Below are 18,778 nucleotides of genomic sequence, written 5' to 3'. Positions count from 1 at the left end.
CCCGCGGAGCAGCTACCGGTCCGCGCGGCGGCGGAACAGCAGGTCGTGCACCACGTGCCCCTTGTCCAGGCCCTGGCCCTCGAACCGGGTCAGCGGACGGAACTCCGGGCGCGGGGCGTAGCCGCCGTCGGGCTGGGTGTTCTCGAAGTCCGGGCTGGCCGAGAGCACCTCCAGCATCTGCTCGGCGTACGGCTCCCAGTCCGTCGCGCAGTGCAGCAGGGCACCGGGCGCCAGGCGGGTGGCGGCGAGCGCCAGGAACTCCGGCTGGATCAGGCGGCGCTTGTGGTGGCGCTTCTTGGGCCAGGGGTCCGGGAAGTAGACGCGGAGGCCGGCGAGGGCGTCGGGGGCGAGCATCTCGCGCAGCAGGATGATCGCGTCGCCGTTGGCCACCCGGACGTTGTTCAGGCCGTTCTGCTCGGCGAGGTTGAGCAGGTTGCCCTGGCCGGGGGTGTGCACGTCGCAGGCGAGGATGCCGGTGCCGGGGTCGGCGGCCGCCATCTTGGCCGTCGCCTCGCCCATGCCGAAGCCGATCTCCAGGACGACGGGCAGCGCGGGGTCGCCGAAGAGCTCGCCGAGGTCCAGCTTGCTGAGCCCGTCGATGTCCAGGCCCCACTGCGGCCACAGGCGGCGCAGAGCTTCGCCCTGTCCGGTCGTGACGCGGCTGCGGCGCGGCTGGAACGAGCGGATGCGGCGCTCGTGGTGCGAACCCGCGGGGTCCGGGGCCGGGCCGTCGGGGAACATCGGTTCCCGCCGGGGGCGGGGCGTAGCCGGGCCTGCGGCGGGAGCGGCGGGGGCGGGGGAGGCGTGGTTCTCGGACACAGTTCCTCAAGTCTACGGGCGGCCGGCCGGTACCCGAGGGGCCGAGGGAAGCGGCGGCCGTCACACCTCCTCGGCCACACTGCCTCGGCGGCCGTCCCCAGTCCCGCTGCCCGCGACTCGAGCCGATCATGCGCTCAGCCGATCGTGTGATCAACCGCGTCGGCGGCGTGGCGGCGCCCCCGGCCCGCCCGCCGCGCCTCTTACGCTCCTCCTGGCCCGGCCCACCAGGGCGGAGAACCCCTTCCCCCTCTCCCCTGCGAATTCTGCGACTTCCCTGCGACGGAACCCCCGGAATCCCTCATGCGACTGCGCCTCCCCTCCCTGACCGCGATCGCCGCGGCCATCGCCGTCCTCACGCTCGCCGGCACGGGCTGCGGCCCGGCCGGCCCCGGCGACTCCGTCCGCGACGACGACGCCGCGCCGCGCAAGCGGGCCGCCTCCATGACCCGCCACGAGCGGAGCGACCAGAGCAGCCGGAGCGACCAAAGCGACCGGAACGACCTCAGTGAGTGGAAGCTCGTCTGGTCCGACGAGTTTCGCGGGGCCGCCCACCAAAGCCCGGACCGCACCAAATGGGGCTTCGAACGGGGCGGGGAGCCCAAGTGGGGCAACCACGAGTGGCAGTACTACACGGACCGGCCCGCCAACGCCTCGCTCGACGGCCGCGGCAACCTCGCCGTCACCGCCCGCCACGAACGGCTACGCGGCATGAAGTGCGGCGTCGGCCCCTGCGACATCACCTCCGCGCGGCTGACCACCAAGGGGAAGTTCGCCCGTGCCTACGGCCGCTTCGAGGCCCGCATCAAGATCCCCAAGGGGCAGGGGCTGTGGCCCGCCTTCTGGATGCTCGGTGCGAACGCCGACAAGGTCACCTGGCCCGCCAACGGCGAGATCGACGTCATGGAGGCCCTCGGCAGGGAGCCCGGCACGGCCCACGGCGCCATCCACGGCCCCGGCTACGTCATCCAGGGCCTCGAGCGGCACACCGCGCTGCCCAGGGGAGGCAGCCTGGCCGACGGCTTCCACACCTACCGCATCGACTGGACCCCGGACACGGTCACCTGGTACCTCGACGGCAAGACCTACGGCAACGCCTGCAAGAACCAGCTGCGGCGCGGCCAGAAGTGGGTCTTCGACCACCCGCACTACCTGCTGCTCAACCTGGCCGTCGGCGGCGACTGGCCCGGGCCGCCCGACCGCTCCACGCCCTTCCCCGCCCGGATGCTCGTCGACTACGTACGGGTGTACGCGCCCCGGCGCTGACCCCCGGCGCCGGCGCCCCCACACCGCCCCCTACGCCCTAAGCCCTTTCTCCAGCCCCGCCAGCACCCTCCGCGCCACCTCCCGCCCGATCGGCAGCGACGCCGTCGCCGCGGGCGAGGGGGCGTTGAGGACGTGCACCATCCCGGGGGACTCGGCGAAGAGGAAGTCGTCGACCAGCGTCCCGTCGCGCAGCACCGCCTGCGCCCGTACGCCCGAAGGCGCCGGTATGAGGTCCTCCGCCCGCACCTCCGGCAGCAGCCGCCGCACCGCCGTCGTGAAGGCGGTCCTGGACAGCGAGCGCCGCACCTCGCCCGCCCCGTACCGCCAGTGGCGCCGGGCTATCCGCCACGCCCCCGGATACGTCACCGTCCCGGCCAGCTCGCCGGGCCGCACCGTCCCCCAGTCGTACCCCTCGCGCGCCAGCGCCGGCACCGCGTTCGGCCCCACGTGCACCGTGCCGTCGATGCCCCGGGTGAGGTGGACGCCCAGGAAGGGGAACGCGGGGTCGGGCACCGGGTAGACGAGGCCGCGCACCAGGTCCGTACGGTCGGCGGCCAGCTCGAAGTACTCACCCCGGAAGGGGACGATGCGCATGCCCGGGTCGTCGCCCGCCAGCCGGGCGATCCGGTCGCTGTGCAGCCCCGCGCAGTTGACCAGCGCCCGGGCCCGCAGCACCTCGCCGCGTGCCGTGCGCACCGCGACGACCGCGCCCCGCCGCCCCACGGTGCGCACCTCCGCCCCGTAGCGCACCGAGCTGCCGGCGTCCTCCGCCAGGCGCGCCAGCCGCCGCGCCACGGCGCCGTAGTCGCACACGCCCGTCGTGCCGACGTGGATGGCGGCGAGCCCCCGCACCGCCGGTTCGTACTCCGTTATCTGCGCGGGGCCCAGCTCCCGCACCGGGATGCCGTTCTCCCGGCCGCGCTGGACCAGGGCGTGCAGCCGCGGCAGCTCGGCCCGCTCGGTGGCGACGATCAGCTTGCCCGTCACCGCGTGCGGCAGGTCGTGCTCGGCGCAGAACTCGACCATCTCCGCCGCGCCCCGCACCGCGAAGCGAGCTTTGAAGGAACCGGGGCGGTAATAGATCCCGCTGTGGATCACACCGCTGTTCCGCCCGGTCTGGTGGCGGGCCGGGCCGCTCTCCTTCTCCAGCACCACCACGCGCGTGCCCGGCGCGGCGCGTGTGATCGCGTAGGCCGTCGACAGGCCCACGATCCCGCCGCCGATCACCAGCACGTCGCAGTCGTACGCCACCCTCACGTCACCTCCCCGCGCTCGCCGCCGCGCATGCCCCTCAGCGCCTCACCCACGCACCCATGATGACCTGTACCACTGACATCGACGCGCCTGATGGGAACTCTAAAGATCATTCATGGACAACCGGTCGGTGAGCCAGGCGCTGAGCCGACATGAGCCGGCCTCTGAGCTGAATCGCCGAGCCGAACGGTCGCCACCCCCGCATCCCTATGCCGGAGCGAACAGCAGCGGCCGGGCCCGCTCGCGCAGCTCCGCCACCCGGGGCTCGTTGCCGTACGGTTCCAGCCGGTGCAGCAGATCGCGTACGTACTCGGTCGTACGCGCCGAGGAGATCCGTCCGGCGACCTCCACCGCCCGCGCGCCCGCCGCGCATGCCGCGTCCAGGTTCCCCGACTCCAGCTCGGCGACCGCCGAGACCACCAGCCGCAGGCCGTGCGAGCGTACGAACTCCTCCGTCGGACGGGCCAGCGCCTGCTCCGTGAAGCGCTGCACCTGCCGCGGCATCCGCAGGTCGCGGTAGCACTCCGCGGCGTCGGCGGCGAACCGCTCCGGGGAGTAGAAGTCCAGCCAGGACGGGTCGGCGTCGCCCGGCCGCGCCCGCTCCAGCCAGCCCTCGGCGGCCTTGAGCGCGGCGCCGCAGGCCGGCGCGTCGCCCGCCTTCGCCTGGGCGCGCGCCTCGACCAGCCGGAAGAAGCTCATCGTGCGGGCGGTGGCCAGGCCGCGGTTGCGCTCGAGGGCCGCCTGCGCGAGGTCCACGCCCTCGTCGCCGTAGCCGCGGTAGGTGGCCTGCAGGCTCATCGACGCCAGGACGTACCCGCCCAGGGGAACGTCCGCCGCCGCGCGGGCCAGCCGCAGCGCCTGGATGTAGTAGCGCTGGGCCGCCTCCTGCTGGCCGGTGTCGAAGGCCATCCAGCCGGCCAGCCGGGTCAGTTCGGCCGTCGCGCCGAACAGCGCGCGCCCCACGTCGTCGCTGTACGAACCCAGCAGCAGGGGCGCCGCGTCGACGCGCAGGCACTCGGGGACCATCGACGAACGCCAGTCGCCGCCACCGTATTTGGAGTCCCAGCGGCGGGCGTCGTCGGCGGCCTCCCGCAGCTTGGTCACGTCGCTGTGGCCGACGCGCTGCGCTAAACCGGAGTCCGGTCCGCCGCCGTGGGCGCCGCCCGCGCCGGCCGCCCGGATGGTCTCGGCCTCCCGGGCCGCCTGCTGCGGCTCGCGCGCCACCGAGCTGTCGGCGGGCGTTATGAGCCAGCGCGAGGCGGGGGTCGAGTAGGCGCTGACGGAAAAGGATCCGGCCAGGCTCTGCCAGATGCCCCCGCCACCGCGCCGACCGGCGAGATCAAGCCGGTACAGCTCGGTCGCGGAGCGCACGGCCTGGCCGACATCGCGCGGAAAGGAAAGCCCCACCTCCGGCGCCGGGTCCGCGTCCGCGAGCCCGATCTCGTGCAGCGGAACGGGCCGGCCGAGCTTGGCCGCTATCGCCGCGGCGATCAGATGAGGGGCCGCGCCCTGGGGGACCATGCCCTTGGACACCCACCGGGCGACCGAGGTCTTGTCGTAGCGGAGGGTCAGTCCGCGCTGCGCACCGAGGTCGTTGACCCTGCGCGCGAGACCGGCGTTGCTGATCCCTGCGAGGGCGAGGACAGTGCCCAGCTTCTCATTCGGCCCGCGTGGCTCCCTGGACATGCGCACCCCTCGACGACACGACGCCCGCCCCGGCATAGGCAGGAGGCATTCGTAAACCCAGCGTAGTTCGCCGCATCCCGACCGTTAAGAGGCGATGTCCCGGATGGCGAGATTCTGGTCCGTATGTGCGTGCATCGAGGGGCACGTGCTCCGGTTGTGTGTGGCCGTGCGCCCATCGTGCGCTCTGTCCGCGCCAACGCGGACGGAGGTTCCATGGAGGAGCGTGGGTTGGCCCGCTGCACTGGATTCAGTGGGCTGGGGGAAGCCGCCGCCTCATTCCCCGCGGGCGGCGGAACGGTCCGGGAGGTGGCTCGCGCCTCCCGGACTGTGACGCCGCAGGCCGCGCCGACGGAAGCGGAAGGCCGCCCGGAATCCGCCCGGGGGCGGCCCGGCCGACGCCGGCGGCGCACCGCGCTCCGGTGGCGCCCGCGCGGGCCCGCCGGCGGGCGCTCCGGGTGGTGCGGTCAGTGCGCCGAGGGGCTACGACAGTTGGCGAAAGGCCCCGATTCAACCCCTGCCGTGCGGACGAATCGAATTTGGCCGGATCCGGCCGCCCTCAGCAGCCTGCGACCACACCGGCCGCCACCCGCCCTCGTTGCGAGGTGAGTTGGAGGCGCCCGCCGCCCGACACGCCCCCGCAATCAATGTGTTGCACGCCGGATGTCGCAACCGCCGTATCGCTGTGCATGATGACTGCTACCTGTTGGTTGTCCACAGCCTGTGGAGGCGGCGATGCGCTGGTTGGTGGGCTGGAGCTGCACCGCCGCCGGAACCGGCCCGGGCTCCGGTTCGGGCGAGCCCGCCGGGCCGGGCGGTCCCGCCGTCCGTCCCGTCGGCGCCCGGCTCCTGTGGGGCGGCCCCGCCCCCCTGTGGGCGGTCGGCGACTGGCGCCCCGACGAGATCCGCGTCGTCCGGGCCGATCATGCCACCCGCATCGCCGTCCTCGGCCGCTGCGGCGCGAGCGACGAGACGCTGCGCACCGCACTGTTCGCCGCCCGCGGCGGCGCGCTGCGCCACCTCACCGCCTGGCCGGGCAGCTACACCGCCGTCACCCAGGTCGGCCGGCGCGTGACCGTCGCCGGCGACTTGGCGGGCGCCCGGCCCGTCTTCCACACCGCCTTCTCCGGCGGCACCGCCTACGCCACGGCCGCGCTGCCCCTGGCCGACCTCGTCGAGGCCCAGCTCGACATCGGCCACCTCGCGGCCCTGCTCGCCTGCCCCGACTCGCCGGAAGCCCTGGGCGACGGCACCCCCTACCTCGGCGTACGGCGCGTCCCGCCCGGCCACGCGCTGGTCCTGCGCGACGGCGCCCGCGACATCACCGGCTACGAGCCCACCGCCTCCCTCGCCGTCGCCGCGCCCCAACTCGACGTGCGCCAGGCGATCGAGGGCGTACGGGACGCGCTGGTCGAGGCGGTACGCGCCCGCCTCGCCGCACCCCGCCACGCCACGGCCCACGACGCGGCGGACTTTGGCGCAGCGGACCCCGACGGACAAGGTCGCCGCACTCCCGGCCCCGCCGCAGCCGCGGGCGCACACCGGCGACGCGAGGCATTCGGCGCCGCCCCCGCGCCCGGCATCGGCGCCGACCTCTCCGGAGGCGTCGCCTCCAGCACGCTGGCGCTGCTGGCCGCCGGGCTGCCGGGCATGCCCGGCCCGCCCCACGGGCGGCCCGGGCCCGGCACGGGAGCCGGAGAACGGCTGCTCGCCGTCACCTTCAACGACCTCGCGGCCGGCGGCGGCCCGGCCCGTGAGTCCGAGCTGGAACGCGCCCGCGCCATCGCCGCCGACCCCCGCCTGAGGCACGTGATCGTCGCGGCCGGAGCGGAGGCACTGCCGTACGCCGGCCTGGGCGGCGGCCCGCTGACCGACGAACCCGGCCCCGCCCTCGCCACCGCCGGACGGCACCTGCGGCGGCTGTCCGCCGGCAGCGCCGACCACTTCGTCGGACACGGCGCCCGCCAGGTCCTGGACGCCCACCCGGCCCGCCTGGCCGACCTGCTGATGGACCGTCGGCGCCGCCACCTGCTGCGGCCCGTCTCGGCGCTGGCCCGCGTGGACGGCCCGTCGACGCACTCGCTGTTCGTCCCGTTCACCGTCTACCGGGCGGCGCGCCGGCTGGCCCGTACGACCTACCGGGAGGGGGTGGAGGAGGCCGCGGCACGGCTGCTGGCGCCCGGATTCCGCACGGCCGGGGCGGGAGCGGTGGACGCCTCGCTCGCGGCGCTCGCCTGGAGTCGGCCGGGGCCCGCCGCGCGCTGGCTCACGGGCGAGGCCCTCGCTGAAGTATCGGTTCGCCTCCAGCGCGCGGCCGTCCGCCCGGCGGGCCAGCACCAGCGCCCCGGCGAACGCCGCGCCGCCGCCGCACTCAGCCGCCACGCCGCCGACCACCGCGTCTTCGAACAGGCTGCGGAGGTGCGCGGCCAGCGACTGCACGCCCCCTTTCTCGACAACCAGGTCGTACGCGCCTGCCGCGCACTCCCCGAGGCGCTCCGGGTACGCCCCGGGGCGCGCGCATCCGTATTGCGCGCCGCCCTGGCCGGAGCCGGCATCCGCGACCTGCCGCCCGGCTGGGGAGCGACGTCCCACGCCTCGCACGCGGCAGCGCTCCGGGCCGGGCTCGGCGCGGCCGCCGGCCCGCTCCTGGACCTCTTCGAGGCGCCCCTGCTGGCCGACGCGGGCCTGATCGAGGCCGCGGTCGTCCGGGACGCGCTGCGCGCCGCGGCCGCCGGAGAGCCGCTGCCGCTCGACGGGCTCGCGGAAATCGTCTCCACTGAGGTCTGGCTGCGCCGCCTCCTCGCCCGGCGCGGCACCTGCTGGACGGGCACGGCCGAGCCCGCCAGACGGTCGGTCGTGGGCGGCGTGGCGCCCCGGCCCGGCCCGTGAGGGAGCCCGCGAGGGTCCGGCCGCGCGGCACGCACTCCGTAAAATGACTGGACGGGCGCGAGCGCGCCGGGCTCTACTCGGGCCCCGACCAGGCAAAAGGAACCACGGTGGGCACGGTGGCAGGAATACCCGAAGGCGCGGAGACCGGTGAGGGCGGTCTCGCCCTGCGCGGAGACTGCGAGAGCTGCTTCGGGCTGTGCTGCGTCGCCCTGCCGTTCGCCGCCTCGGCGGACTTCGCGGTCAACAAGGCCGCCGGAAAGCCGTGCACCAACCTGCAGACGGACTTCCGCTGCGGCATCCACACCCGCCTCAGGAAGCAGGGCTTCCCCGGCTGCACCGTCTACGACTGCTTCGGCGCCGGCCAGAAGGTCTCCCAGGTCACCTTCGGCGGACAGGACTGGCGGCAGGCCCCGGACACCGCTCAGCAGATGTTCGACGTGTTCCCGGTCGTGCGGCAGCTCCACGAGCTGCTCTGGTACCTGAACGAGGCGCTCACCCTCCCCGCCGCCCGCCCCGTCCACGCCGACCTGCGCCGCCTCCTCGACGAGACCGAAGGCCTCACCCGCCGCGACTCCACCTCCCTCCTGGAGGTCGACGTGCCGGCCCACCGGCAGAAGGTCAACGTCCTGCTGCTGCGTACGAGCGAACTCGTCCGGGCCAAGGCCGGGCGCAAGACGAAGAACCACCGGGGCGCCGACCTCATGGGCGCCCGGCTCAAGCGGGCCGACCTCAGGGGCGCCAACCTGCGCGGCGCCTACCTCATCGCCGCCGACCTCTCGGGCGCGGACCTGAGGATGGCCGACCTCATCGGCGCCGACTTCCGCGACGCCGACCTCTCGGGCGCCGACCTGACCGGGAGCATCTTCCTCACCCAGCCCCAGGTCAACGCGGCCAGGGGCGATGCCGCCACCAAGCTGCCGCCCGCGCTGACCCGTCCCCCGCACTGGACGCCGTCGGCGACTGCCGCGGCCCACAGCTGATCCGCGCGTCGGCCCAGTCCGCGACCGCGACGCGATCCGCCGCGGACCTCGGCTCGACGACCAGGCGCAGCGTCCTGTGGCCCGCCAGGGGCGCGTGCACGGGGACGGCCGGACCGCCGCCCCGCACCAGGCCCGAGCTCCACAGGCGGGCGCCGTCCGCGTAGACGGAGAAGGTGACGGCGCCCAGGCCCAGGGTCATGTCGTCCACGCCCACCAGCGCGTCGTAGGACGTGCAGGAACGGTTCAGTTCGATCGTCACCGACGACGACGCGTGGACGCTCGCCCCGTCGCGGTACGTCGTACCGCCCACCCGCAGCCCGTACCGCTGCCACAGCCAGCTCCCGCCCAGCCGCACCTCCGGCTCGCCGCCGTCGCCGATGCCGCTGTACTGCAGCTTGTTGAGCGCGTAGACGTGCGGGGGAGCGGGCGGGGGCGGAGGAACGGGCGTGGGCCGGTGGGGCGGGACCGGCCTGGACGGTTTCGCCTTCGGCGGGCTCGGCGACGGCTCGGGCGCGGGCGAGGCGGGTGGTGTGGGAGAGGCGGCAGCGGAGGGGGTGGCGGGAGCCGACGGTGACGGCGACGCGGACGGCTTCGGGGCGGACCTCGCCACCAGCGCGGGAGGCGCACTGGGCGCGGGCGAGGCCGTCAGGCTCGGCCGTGGCCCCGGCTTGTGCGGCGGCGCCGGTACGACCGGAGCCGCCGTGGTTCTCGCCTGCGATCTGTCCGGCGGCGCGGGGGAGTGCCCGGCGACGGCGTACGCGATGATGGCCCCCGTGGCGGCCAGCACCCCCGCCCCCAGGGCCACCTTCACGGGCAACCCCAGCCCCTCACCCACCACGGCCCCGGAGCCACCGCCGGCCCCGGCCCCGGCACCAGTCCCGGATGCGGCGCCCGCCCCGGAAGCGGCACCGGTCCCGGCACCGGAGCCCGCCCCGGCGGAAGCCGCCCCGGCCCCGCTAGCCACACCAGCTGCCCCGGCACCACTCGCGGCAGCGCCCGCACCGGCAGCCCCGGCCGCCGCACCAGCCCCCGCCACGCCCGCCGCACCCGCCGCGAGCCCCGCGACGGCCTTGACCGACCAGCCGGCGGCGAACCAGCCGACGACCGCGACCGGCAGCAGCGCGCGCAGCCGCTCGTTGACGTCCGCGACCTCCAGCGCCGCCGTACGGCACTTCGCGCACTCCTCGAGATGCCGGCGCATCCCCCGCTCGGCGCGCGTCCGCAGCCTGCCCCGCGCGTACGCGCCGAGCCGGTCGGCGTACTGCGCGCAGTCGCCGCCCGCCGTCAGCTGCGTATTCACATGCGCCTGCAGGTAAGCCTGCTTCAGCCCCTCCCGAGCACGGTGGGCCAGCACGGCCGTCGCATTGGCGCTCAGCCCGAGCAGCGGTGCGACATCGCTGGGCGACTCCTCCTCCACCGTCGTGTGCCACAACACCGTCTGCCATCGCTCGGGCAGGCTCCGGAAGGCCTGAACGGCCAGGGACTCCTCGGCCTCCTGCATGGCCCGCACGTCCGCGCCCAGGTTGAGCGTGTCCTCGTCGGCCGCCACCGACGAGGACGCCGCCGACGTGGCGAACACCGCGAAGTCCTCGACCAGCTGCTCGCGCTTGGCCGTCCTCGCCCAGGCCGCCGCGACCCTCCGCACGGTCGTCAGCAGGTACGCCCGTACCGCCGAGTCAGGCCCCGAACCGCCGCGCACCGCCTGCAGGGTGCTGGTGAAGACCTCGTTGGTGAGGTCCTCGGCGGTGTGGTCGTCGCGGCAGCAACTACGGGCGTACCGGCGGACGGCATCCGCATGCCGTCGGTACAGCTCCTCGTACGCCTCACTGTTCTCGCCGCCGCCACGCAGCTGGGCGACCAGCTCGAGGTCGGACGGAGGCCCCTCCGCGTCGTCGCGCACACCGGCGTCATCGGGCCGCGCGGCGCGATCGGTGCCCGTACCGGCGTCGCTGCCGGTATCAGCACGGGCATCAGCACTGGCACCGGGACCGGTATCAGGATCACCAGGATCGCGACCTGTCCGGGCGGGAAGGGCTGGAAGCCCCGACCGTGCAGGCGTCCGCTGGGGCGGGACCCCGGGATCGGGGCCGTCGCTCCACAGGTCCAAGGAGGCGGAAGCGAACGGACCACCCTGGCCGGGCACCTGGTGCGGCGCCGGTGGGTCGTCCGACTCCTCGCTCCTGCGCGGCTCTTCTTGCCCGTCAACACCCATAGCGGATGCTCCCCGTACACGCCGTCACACACGAATACCGAGGAGCGTCGCACACGGGAGCGCCCCACAGTCACTTCGCGAACGGCAACCACTCATCCGGGTTCTGTTCGCGCGCTCGAGCACGGCATGTCACTCGAACAGATGAGGATTGTCGAACTCCAGCCCTTCCGTGGGTCCTCTGGAAGAGGCCCACGGAAGCTCCGCGCCGACTGTGATGACTGCGGTTGTGATGACTGCGCTGAACGAATGTGGCCCATAGGGGCCGTGATTACTGCGCCGGCCGCGAACGGAGGCCTTCCAGCAGGATGTCCAGCAGCCGCGAGGACGCCGCCGCCTGCTGCGCCGCGTCCGGCAGCGACGGGGCCGCCGTCGCTATCACGAGCAGCACATCGGCGACCGTCACGTCGGCACGCAGCTCACCGGCCGCCCGCGCCCGCTCGACCAGCCGGCCCACGACCTCCAGCAGCGCCGCGGCACCCGCGTCGTCCCGGTCGTCGACCGCCGTCGGCCGCTGCTCGACCAGCCGCAGCTCGTGCAGCTGACCACCGCCGACGCCCGGCTGCCGCTGCTGCGGCACCCGAGCCCGGTCCGGCACAGCCGCCTGCAGCCGCTGCTCCTCGGACTCCACGTCGACGCCGACCCGCAGGACCTGCGGCGGCAGCAGCCGGCCCGCGCCGGACGCCACCGAAGTGCGCAGGAACCGGGACAGCGCCGACCACGGCTCGTCCTCCTGCCCCAGCGCCGTCCGCGCCTGCTCGGTGAGCCGGGCCGTCTCCTCCTCGGCTATGCGCCGGACCAGCACGTCCTTGCTCGGGAACCGGCGGTAGACCGTCCCCACTCCGACCCGGGCCCGGCGCGCCACGTCCTCCATCGGCGCTCCGTACCCCAGCTCGCCGAAGACCTCGCGAGCCGCCCGCAGCACATGTTCCAGATTGCGCTGTGCGTCCACGCGCAACGGCGTATTACGGCCACCGGTGCCGTCAGCCGTCGCGACAGCAGCAGACCAATGAGAGCCCTGAATGTGCATACGTTCCCCCGGTTATGACGTCTCCCCCCGGAGACTCCCCGCCCTGACTGCCGGGGCACGTCTCGACACCCCGACGGAGTACGAACATAGTTGAGCCCAGGTCAAGAAAGAAGGGGGTAGCTCCGCACAGGCCGCCCCCGATTGGAGTACGGACCTGCTCCCCCTTGATTCTGCACCACCGCACCACCCCGCCGCATCCCCCCTGACCTGCGAGCCTTCCCCGCAGAGCGGCTTTCTCGAGACGGACGGATCTGCTCCGGCACCGGTCATACATTTCGCGAGTCCTGTGGACAAACCACCGACGTCGATGCGTCATGAGGAGGAGTTGTGCCACAACGCGAGAACGACCGAGTACGAGCGAGCACGACGGGTACCCGAGTAGAGCCGAGTACAGCCGACAACTGCCGAGGACGACGCGACGACGCGAGGAGGAAGAGGCCTTGGTGAACGAACCGGCGCGGGAGGGGCAGGCAGGGCACGAGAGGCACACGGAGGCAGCAGAGCAGTCAGCGCCGGAAGAGGACACAGCGCCGGAAGAGCGGAAAGCGCAGGTCCAGCCCACACAGCAGGATCAGGCTCAGGCCCAGCCCACGCAGCGGGCCCAAGCCCAGGCCGAGCCCACCCAGCCGGCCGAGCCCACGCAGCAGGCAGAAAACGCGAAGCAGCCCGCCGCGACCCCCACGCGCATCCTCGTCATCGGCGGCGGCTACGTCGGGATGTACACCGCCCTGCACCTCCAGCGGAAGCTCAGGCGCGGCGAGGCGGAGATCCTGGTCATCGACCCCGAGCCGTACATGACGTACCAGCCGTTCCTCCCCGAGGCCGCCGCCGGCTCCATCTCTCCCCGCCACGTCGTCGTCCCGCTGCGCCGGGCCCTCGGCGAGTGCCAGGTCGTCACCGGTGAGGCGCTCGCCATCGACCATTCCAAGCGCACGGCCAGCGTCAAGACCCTCGCCACCGAGGACGAGGGCACCGGCCCCATCGACGTCCACTACGACGAACTGGTCCTGGCCCCCGGCTCCATCTCCCGCACCCTCCCCATCCCGGGCCTCGCCGACTACGGCATCGGCTTCAAGACGGTCGAGGAGGCCATCGGCCTGCGCAACCACGTCCTCGAACAGATGGACATCGCCTCCTCCACCCGCGACCCCGAGGTGCGCGACGCGGCCCTGACCTTCGTGTTCGTCGGCGGCGGCTACGCGGGCGTCGAAGCGCTCGGCGAGCTGGAGGACATGGCCCGCTACGCCACGCGCTACTACCACAACATCGAGCCCGACGATCTGAAGTTCATCCTGGTCGAGGCCACCGGCCGCATCCTCCCCGAGGTCGGCGAGGACATGGGCCAGTACGCCGTTCGCGAGCTGCGCGGCCGCAACATCGACGTACGCCTCGACACCCGGCTGGACTCCTGCGAGAACCGCGTGGCCGTCCTCAGCGACGGGTCGCGCTTCCCCACGCGCACGCTCGTGTGGACGGCCGGCGTCAAGCCGCACCCGATCCTCGCCGCCACCGACCTCCCGCTCGACGAGCGCGGCCGGCTCAAGTGCACCGCGGACCTCCGGATCGAGGGCGTCGAGCACGCGTGGGCGGCGGGCGACGCCGCGTCCGTCCCGGACCTCACGGCCGAGAACGGCGGCACGGTGTGCGCCCCCAACGCCCAGCACGCCGTGCGCCAGGCCAAGGTCCTCGCCGAGAACGTCCTCGCGTCGCTGCGCGGCAAGGAGCTCAAGGACTACCGCCACAAGTACGTCGGATCGGTCGCCTCACTCGGCCTCCACAAAGGCGTCGCCCATGTGTACGGGAAGAAGCTCAAGGGCTACCCCGCATGGTTCATGCACCGCGCCTACCACCTCAGCCGGGTCCCGACCTTCAACCGCAAGATGCGCGTCCTCGCCGAATGGACCCTCGCGGGGCTCTTCAAACGTGAGATCGTCTCGCTCGGCTCGCTGGAGAACCCCCGGGCCGAATTCGAACTGGCCGCCGGCACGGGCCGTCACCCGGAAGCGAGTTGAAGCAGCGCGGGGCGGCGGCACGTCGCAGCAGGTCGCGGGCGGGGACCGGAACACGCGGCGCGTTCACCCGACACGGCGCCTGACGGATGTCAGTCCTGTCGGCCACACTGGTCGTGTGACCATGGGTGGGCTGGTATCTGCGAAGAGTAACAATCATGAGGATCCGGACGTTTGCTGCATTCCCTCGGGGGTCGTTCCCCGCACCGCCGACCGCGGTCCCGGCAGCGCGCACCGCGGCCCCCGCACCGCCGGCCGCGGCCCCGTACCGGGCCCGCGGCTGAGCCACCCCACGTGCCCCGCGTGGCACACCACGCGGCATCCCTTGGGGCACTCCACGCGGCACCCCACGTGGCATTCCGCGTCGCCGAGCTGATCCGGAACGACTCCGCGAGGTAATCCTCAGTGAACTTCACCCGCTGGAGCGCCCGGCTCCCCGGCACACAGCGCCGAGCAGCGGCGCGCGCCGACCGCACACCCGCCGCGGCCCCGCAGGCCTCCGCCGCGGCCACCGCCGCCGGCGCCGGATCCGTGCCCGCCGCCCGGGCCGAGGCCGCCCCGGCCAAGGACGCCGAGCCCGCCCCCACCCTCGACGGCCTCTCCGTCCACGACATCCTCGGCAAGGTCCCCGCCCTCGCCACCGTCGTCTACGGCCCCGACCACCGCATCGCCTACGTCAACGACGCCTACGCCGCCCTCTTCGGCCCCCGCGCCACCGGCGCCCGCGCCCGCGACACCCTCCCCGAGCTCGAGGAACTCGGCCTGCTCCCCCTCATGGACCAGGTCCTGCGCAGCGGCAAGCCCCGCACCGTCAAGTCCCGCCGCGTGTCCGTCCCCGCCCCACCGGCCGGGACCACCGCCCAGCCGGCCGCCGCCGACCGCGGCCCCCGCCCCCGGCACGGCTACTACACCTTCACCTGCTCCCCGATCGCGGTGGGAGAGGGCGACGACACCCAGCCCGGCGTCCTCGTCTTCGCCGCCGACGTCACCGACCAGGTCGAAGCGGCGGAACGCCTCCGCGCCAGCGAACGCCGCCAGCGCGAGGCGGCCGTCACCCTCCAGCGCAGCCTGCTGCCCCAGGAACTCGAACAGCCCGACGACCTCCGCGTCGCCGCCACCTACCAGCCAGGCGGCAAGGACACCGCCGTAGGCGGTGACTGGTACGACGTCATCACCCTCGGCGCCGGCCGCACGGCCCTCGTCATCGGCGACGTCATGGGCCGCGGCGTGCGCGCCGCAGCCGTCATGGGCCAGCTGCGCACGGCCGTACGGGCCTACGCGCGCCTCGACCTCCCGCCCCACGAGGTCCTGCAGCTCCTCGACGGCCTCGCCGCCGAAATCGACGCCACACAGATCGCCACCTGCGTCTACGCCGTCCACGACCCCAACGAGGGACGGCTCGTCTACGCCTCCGCCGGCCACCTGCCCATCCTCGTCCGCGACCCCGACGGCACCGTCCGCCGCGCCGCGGAACCCACCGGCCCCCCGCTCGGCACGGGCGGCTGGCTGCACACCTCCGGCACGGTGCCCCTGTGCCCCGGCTCCAGCGCCGTCCTCTATACGGACGGACTCGTCGAGCGCCGCAACGAGGACATCGACGAAGGCGTCGCCGCCCTCGAACGCGCCTTCGCCGGAGCCACCGGCTCCCCCCAGGTCATGTGCGACCGCCTCATCCGCGCCCTCGGCGTCACCCAGGAACACGACGACGACGTCGCCGTCCTCGTGCTCCAGCACCCCGCCCGCACGGGCCACGACGCCGAGCTCTTCCACAACGCCGCACTCGAGCTCCTCGGCGGCGTCGAGGCCGCCCCCCGCGCCCGCGCGTTCGCCTCCGGCGTCCTGGCCAGCTGGCGCTTCCCCACCGACCTCCGCGACCTGGGCGTCCTGGCGGCGAGCGAGCTCGTCGCCAACTCCCTCCAGCACGGCACGCCCCCCATGCGCCTCCGCCTGCGCCGCACCGACCGCCGCCTGATCATCGAGGTCACCGACGGCGACGACCACCTCCCGCGCCGCCGCCGCGCCGAACCCGCCGACGAGGCCGGACGCGGCATCTCGATCATCGCCACGATCGCCTCGTCCTGGGGCTCCCGCCGCACACCGGGCGGCGGAAAGGCGGTGTGGTGCGAGTTCGCATTGCCGGCGGGGCACGTCTGACGACAGACGAAAGCGCCGGGGGCGGGAAGTAACGACTTCCCGCCCCCGGCGCTCGCGCCTCGCGCATCAGTGCGCAGATGTAGACGTGCAGATGTAGATGCAGATAAGGATCAGGCGGCTACGGCCACGCGATCGGCCGACTCAACCGACTCAACCGACTCAACCGATTCCGCCGACTCGACCGGCTCTGCAGATTCCACCGATTCCACCGATCCGGCAGTGGCCAGAGCCTCCGCCCGCCGGGTCCGGGCGACGAACGGGTTGTCCTGCGCGGCGGTGAGCCGACGGCCCAGACGCAGCGCCAGAACGGTGATGCCGAGCGAGAACATGATCAGCAGCGACACGTACGCGACGTGCAGGCCGAGCCCCACCAGCAGCGCGCCCAGCAGCGGCCCCGAGGCCATCGCCAGCTGCTTCACCAGAGCAAAAGCCGAGTTGTACTGACCGATCAGCGACGCCGGCGCCAGGTCGGCCACCAGCGGTGCCACGGTCGGGGACAGCATCGACTCGCCGACGCCGAACAGTACGTACGTGGAGATCAGCAGCCCCGTCGCCACCGCCTGGGCACCGTGCACCAGGCCGGACAGCGCCGCCGCGACCCATGCCACGGTCCAGATCAGCCCGACCAGCGCCATGACCCGGCTGCGCCGACGCCGCTCCACCAGCTTCAGGACGACGAACTGCGTCACCACGATGGCGGCCGTGTTGGCGAACAGCGCGATGCCCAGCGTGGCGGGGGAGACCCGGGTGACCTCGGTGGCGTACGCCGCCAGACCCGCCTCGAACTGTCCGTAGCAGGCGAAGAACATCACGAAGCCCAGCGCGCACAGCCACACCATCGAGCGATCCCGCAGCAGGGCGCGCCACGCACCCTCGGGCCGCGCGCCGGTCGGCATCGCGTCCTCGACCTTGGGAGCGGCGGGCAGCCGTACGGTCGCCACGGTCGCGCCCAGCACCAGGAACATCACCGACTCGATCCCGAACAGCCGGATGAAGCTCGACGCGGCGTTCTCGTCGACCATGAGCCCGCCGATGAGCCCACCGACGCCGAGGCCCAGGTTGTTGAGGAAGAACTGCGTGGCGAACGAGCGCGAGCGGGTCAGCGGCGTCGAGCACCACACGATCATCGTCGCGAGCGCCGGCTGAATCACCGCTATACCCGCACCGAGCGCGGCGGCGGAGGCGATCACCAGCGGCGTGCTGCCGGACAGCCCCATCCCCAGCGAACCGATCGCCGCCGAGACCGTACCCACGATGGCCACGGGCAGCGGACCCCGCCGGTCGATCGCCCGACCGGTGAAGGGCAGCACGATCAGCGCTGCGACGGCGAGCGTGAACAGCGTCAGACCTGCTGTCCCCGCTCCCAGGCCCCGCACCTTCGCCACATAGACGTAGAGATACGGAACCGTGAAGCCGTTGCCGAACGCGCTCAACGCGTTGCCCAACTGGATCCGGCGCAGTGCCGCGCCCATCGCGGTGGTCACACTCACCCCTCGAACTTGAAGACTTCAGACCTAAACTTCGAAGCTAAACAGTACATGGCGAAGGTCTTTATGTCGAATGGTTTCTGCCATACTGCCGCTCATGGCTGACACCCACGGGCCCGCCGAGCCGAGCCTCGAAGAGCAGATCGCCGCTTACCAGCGCGAGTTCCAGGGCCTCGATCCCCAGGTGGAGCGAGTGGTCTCCGCCCTCAGCCGCCTCAACCGGCGCATGAACGTCGCGTACGGCCGCCAGACCGCCGAGCTGGGCATCAGCAACGCGGAGTGGGAGGTCCTCAAGGCCCTCGTCCTCGCCGGCGAGCCCTACCGCCTCGGCCCGGGCGACCTCGCCAGGCGCCTCGGCCTCACCCCGGCCGCCATGACCCACCGCATCGACCGCATGGTCGCGGAGGGCCTCGTCACGCGCGAGCGCGACGAGAGCAACCGCGTGCGCGTCATCGTGGGCATTACAGAGGAGGGGCGAGCCAAGTGGCTCGAGGGTCTCCGGATGGCCACAGTCTTCGAGGAGGAGCTGCTCCAGGACCTCTCCGGCGACGAGCGCGCCCAGCTCGGCGCGATGCTGACCCGGCTGCTCCGCCGAGTGGAAGAGGCCCAGCCGGACGCCGGCGGACGCCTCACGGACCTCGACTGAGGCCCGGTCGGAGGCGAGTTGACACGGGTCTACTGGATCCGTAGTGTTCTCCGAGTTGTCGCGGGGCCGGTACGGCTCAACGGCAGCACTTCGAGCCGCACTGGCGGCGATCACCTCTTGCACGGCCCTTGAACGGGATGAATTTCGGCGTGCCCGGAATTCGGAACGGGATGGCTCGGGACTCCGATTAGGAGCCGCCGGGAAAATCCGCTAAAGTAGTGATCACGCCGGAAGGCGCGAAACACCCCGCTCCAACAGGGGGCCGGAAACGGAATTCGGACCGGAAACGGAACGGAAAACGGATCTGGTAAGGTTGGAAACAACGAAGGGAAGCGCCCGGAGGAAAGCCCGAGAG

The 18,778-nt window shown here is 73.3% G+C and carries 12 protein-coding genes; 6 read left to right on the top strand and 6 right to left on the bottom strand.

The annotated features are described in order from the left end of the window. Positions 1-12: 12 nt before the first annotated feature. Positions 13-819: a tRNA (guanosine(46)-N7)-methyltransferase TrmB gene (trmB, locus tag IE295_RS11515; protein WP_190063505.1), complete on the bottom strand. Its 807-nt coding sequence runs from the start codon at positions 817-819 to the stop codon at positions 13-15. A gap of 300 nt (positions 820-1,119) precedes the next feature. On the opposite strand from trmB, the gene IE295_RS11510 reads away from it, so the two are divergent. Next, the gene (locus IE295_RS11510; protein WP_190063504.1) at positions 1,120-2,082 is read left to right on the top strand and encodes a glycoside hydrolase family 16 protein; all 963 of its coding nucleotides are present in this window, start codon (positions 1,120-1,122) and stop codon (positions 2,080-2,082) included. A gap of 30 nt (positions 2,083-2,112) precedes the next feature. Here IE295_RS11510 and lhgD read toward each other — a convergent pair whose 3' ends face one another. Together lhgD and IE295_RS11500 are read right to left on the bottom strand one after the other, a co-directional pair. After that, entirely contained in the window at positions 2,113-3,339 is a 1,227-nt protein-coding gene (lhgD, locus tag IE295_RS11505) for an L-2-hydroxyglutarate dehydrogenase (protein WP_224323603.1), read from the bottom strand. 204 nt (positions 3,340-3,543) lie between these two features. Then, positions 3,544-5,022 (bottom strand): NsdA family TPR-like regulatory protein, encoded by a 1,479-nt coding sequence (locus IE295_RS11500; protein ID WP_190063503.1) that lies wholly within the window; start codon positions 5,020-5,022, stop codon positions 3,544-3,546. Positions 5,023-5,754: 732 nt separating this feature from the next. Between IE295_RS11500 and IE295_RS11495 the strand changes: the two genes are divergently transcribed. Then, positions 5,755-7,908, top strand: a complete 2,154-nt coding sequence (locus IE295_RS11495; protein WP_190063502.1) for an asparagine synthase-related protein — start codon at positions 5,755-5,757, stop codon at positions 7,906-7,908. Between the two features lie 116 nt (positions 7,909-8,024). Next, the gene (locus IE295_RS11490; RefSeq protein WP_224323604.1) at positions 8,025-8,888 is read left to right on the top strand and encodes a pentapeptide repeat-containing protein; all 864 of its coding nucleotides are present in this window, start codon (positions 8,025-8,027) and stop codon (positions 8,886-8,888) included. On the opposite strand, the gene IE295_RS11485 is transcribed toward IE295_RS11490, so the two are convergent. Together IE295_RS11485 and IE295_RS11480 are read right to left on the bottom strand one after the other, a co-directional pair. Further along, positions 8,791-11,100, bottom strand: coding sequence for a sigma-70 family RNA polymerase sigma factor (locus tag IE295_RS11485; RefSeq protein ID WP_190063501.1), 2,310 nt, complete (start codon positions 11,098-11,100; stop codon positions 8,791-8,793). The genes IE295_RS11490 and IE295_RS11485 overlap by 98 nt on opposite strands. Before the next feature lie 268 nt (positions 11,101-11,368). After that, positions 11,369-12,127 carry a TetR/AcrR family transcriptional regulator gene (locus IE295_RS11480; protein WP_190063500.1) on the bottom strand — a complete coding sequence of 253 codons (759 nt, stop codon included), beginning with the start codon at positions 12,125-12,127 and terminating at the stop codon, positions 11,369-11,371. Positions 12,128-12,813: 686 nt separating this feature from the next. Here IE295_RS11480 and IE295_RS11475 point away from each other — a divergent pair. Continuing rightward, positions 12,814-14,139 carry an NAD(P)/FAD-dependent oxidoreductase gene (locus IE295_RS11475; protein WP_268255698.1) on the top strand — a complete coding sequence of 442 codons (1,326 nt, stop codon included), beginning with the start codon at positions 12,814-12,816 and terminating at the stop codon, positions 14,137-14,139. A 402-nt stretch (positions 14,140-14,541) separates the two neighbouring features. After that, positions 14,542-16,290 (top strand): ATP-binding SpoIIE family protein phosphatase, encoded by a 1,749-nt coding sequence (locus tag IE295_RS11470; RefSeq protein WP_190063499.1) that lies wholly within the window; start codon positions 14,542-14,544, stop codon positions 16,288-16,290. Between the two features lie 110 nt (positions 16,291-16,400). Here the strand turns inward: IE295_RS11470 and IE295_RS11465 are convergent, their stop codons facing one another. Next, positions 16,401-17,774: an MFS transporter gene (locus IE295_RS11465; protein ID WP_372479909.1), complete on the bottom strand. Its 1,374-nt coding sequence runs from the start codon at positions 17,772-17,774 to the stop codon at positions 16,401-16,403. 100 nt (positions 17,775-17,874) lie between these two features. Between IE295_RS11465 and IE295_RS11460 the strand changes: the two genes are divergently transcribed. Further along, positions 17,875-18,423 carry a MarR family winged helix-turn-helix transcriptional regulator gene (locus tag IE295_RS11460; protein ID WP_190063498.1) on the top strand — a complete coding sequence of 183 codons (549 nt, stop codon included), beginning with the start codon at positions 17,875-17,877 and terminating at the stop codon, positions 18,421-18,423. The last annotated feature ends 355 nt before the right edge of the window (positions 18,424-18,778 follow it).

The organism is Streptomyces griseocarneus, from assembly GCF_014655595.1.
GTDB classification, from domain to species: domain Bacteria; phylum Actinomycetota; class Actinomycetes; order Streptomycetales; family Streptomycetaceae; genus Streptomyces; species Streptomyces griseocarneus.
The sequence above is the reverse complement of the archived record's forward strand: the minus strand, read 5'-3'. Positions and strand labels throughout refer to the sequence as shown.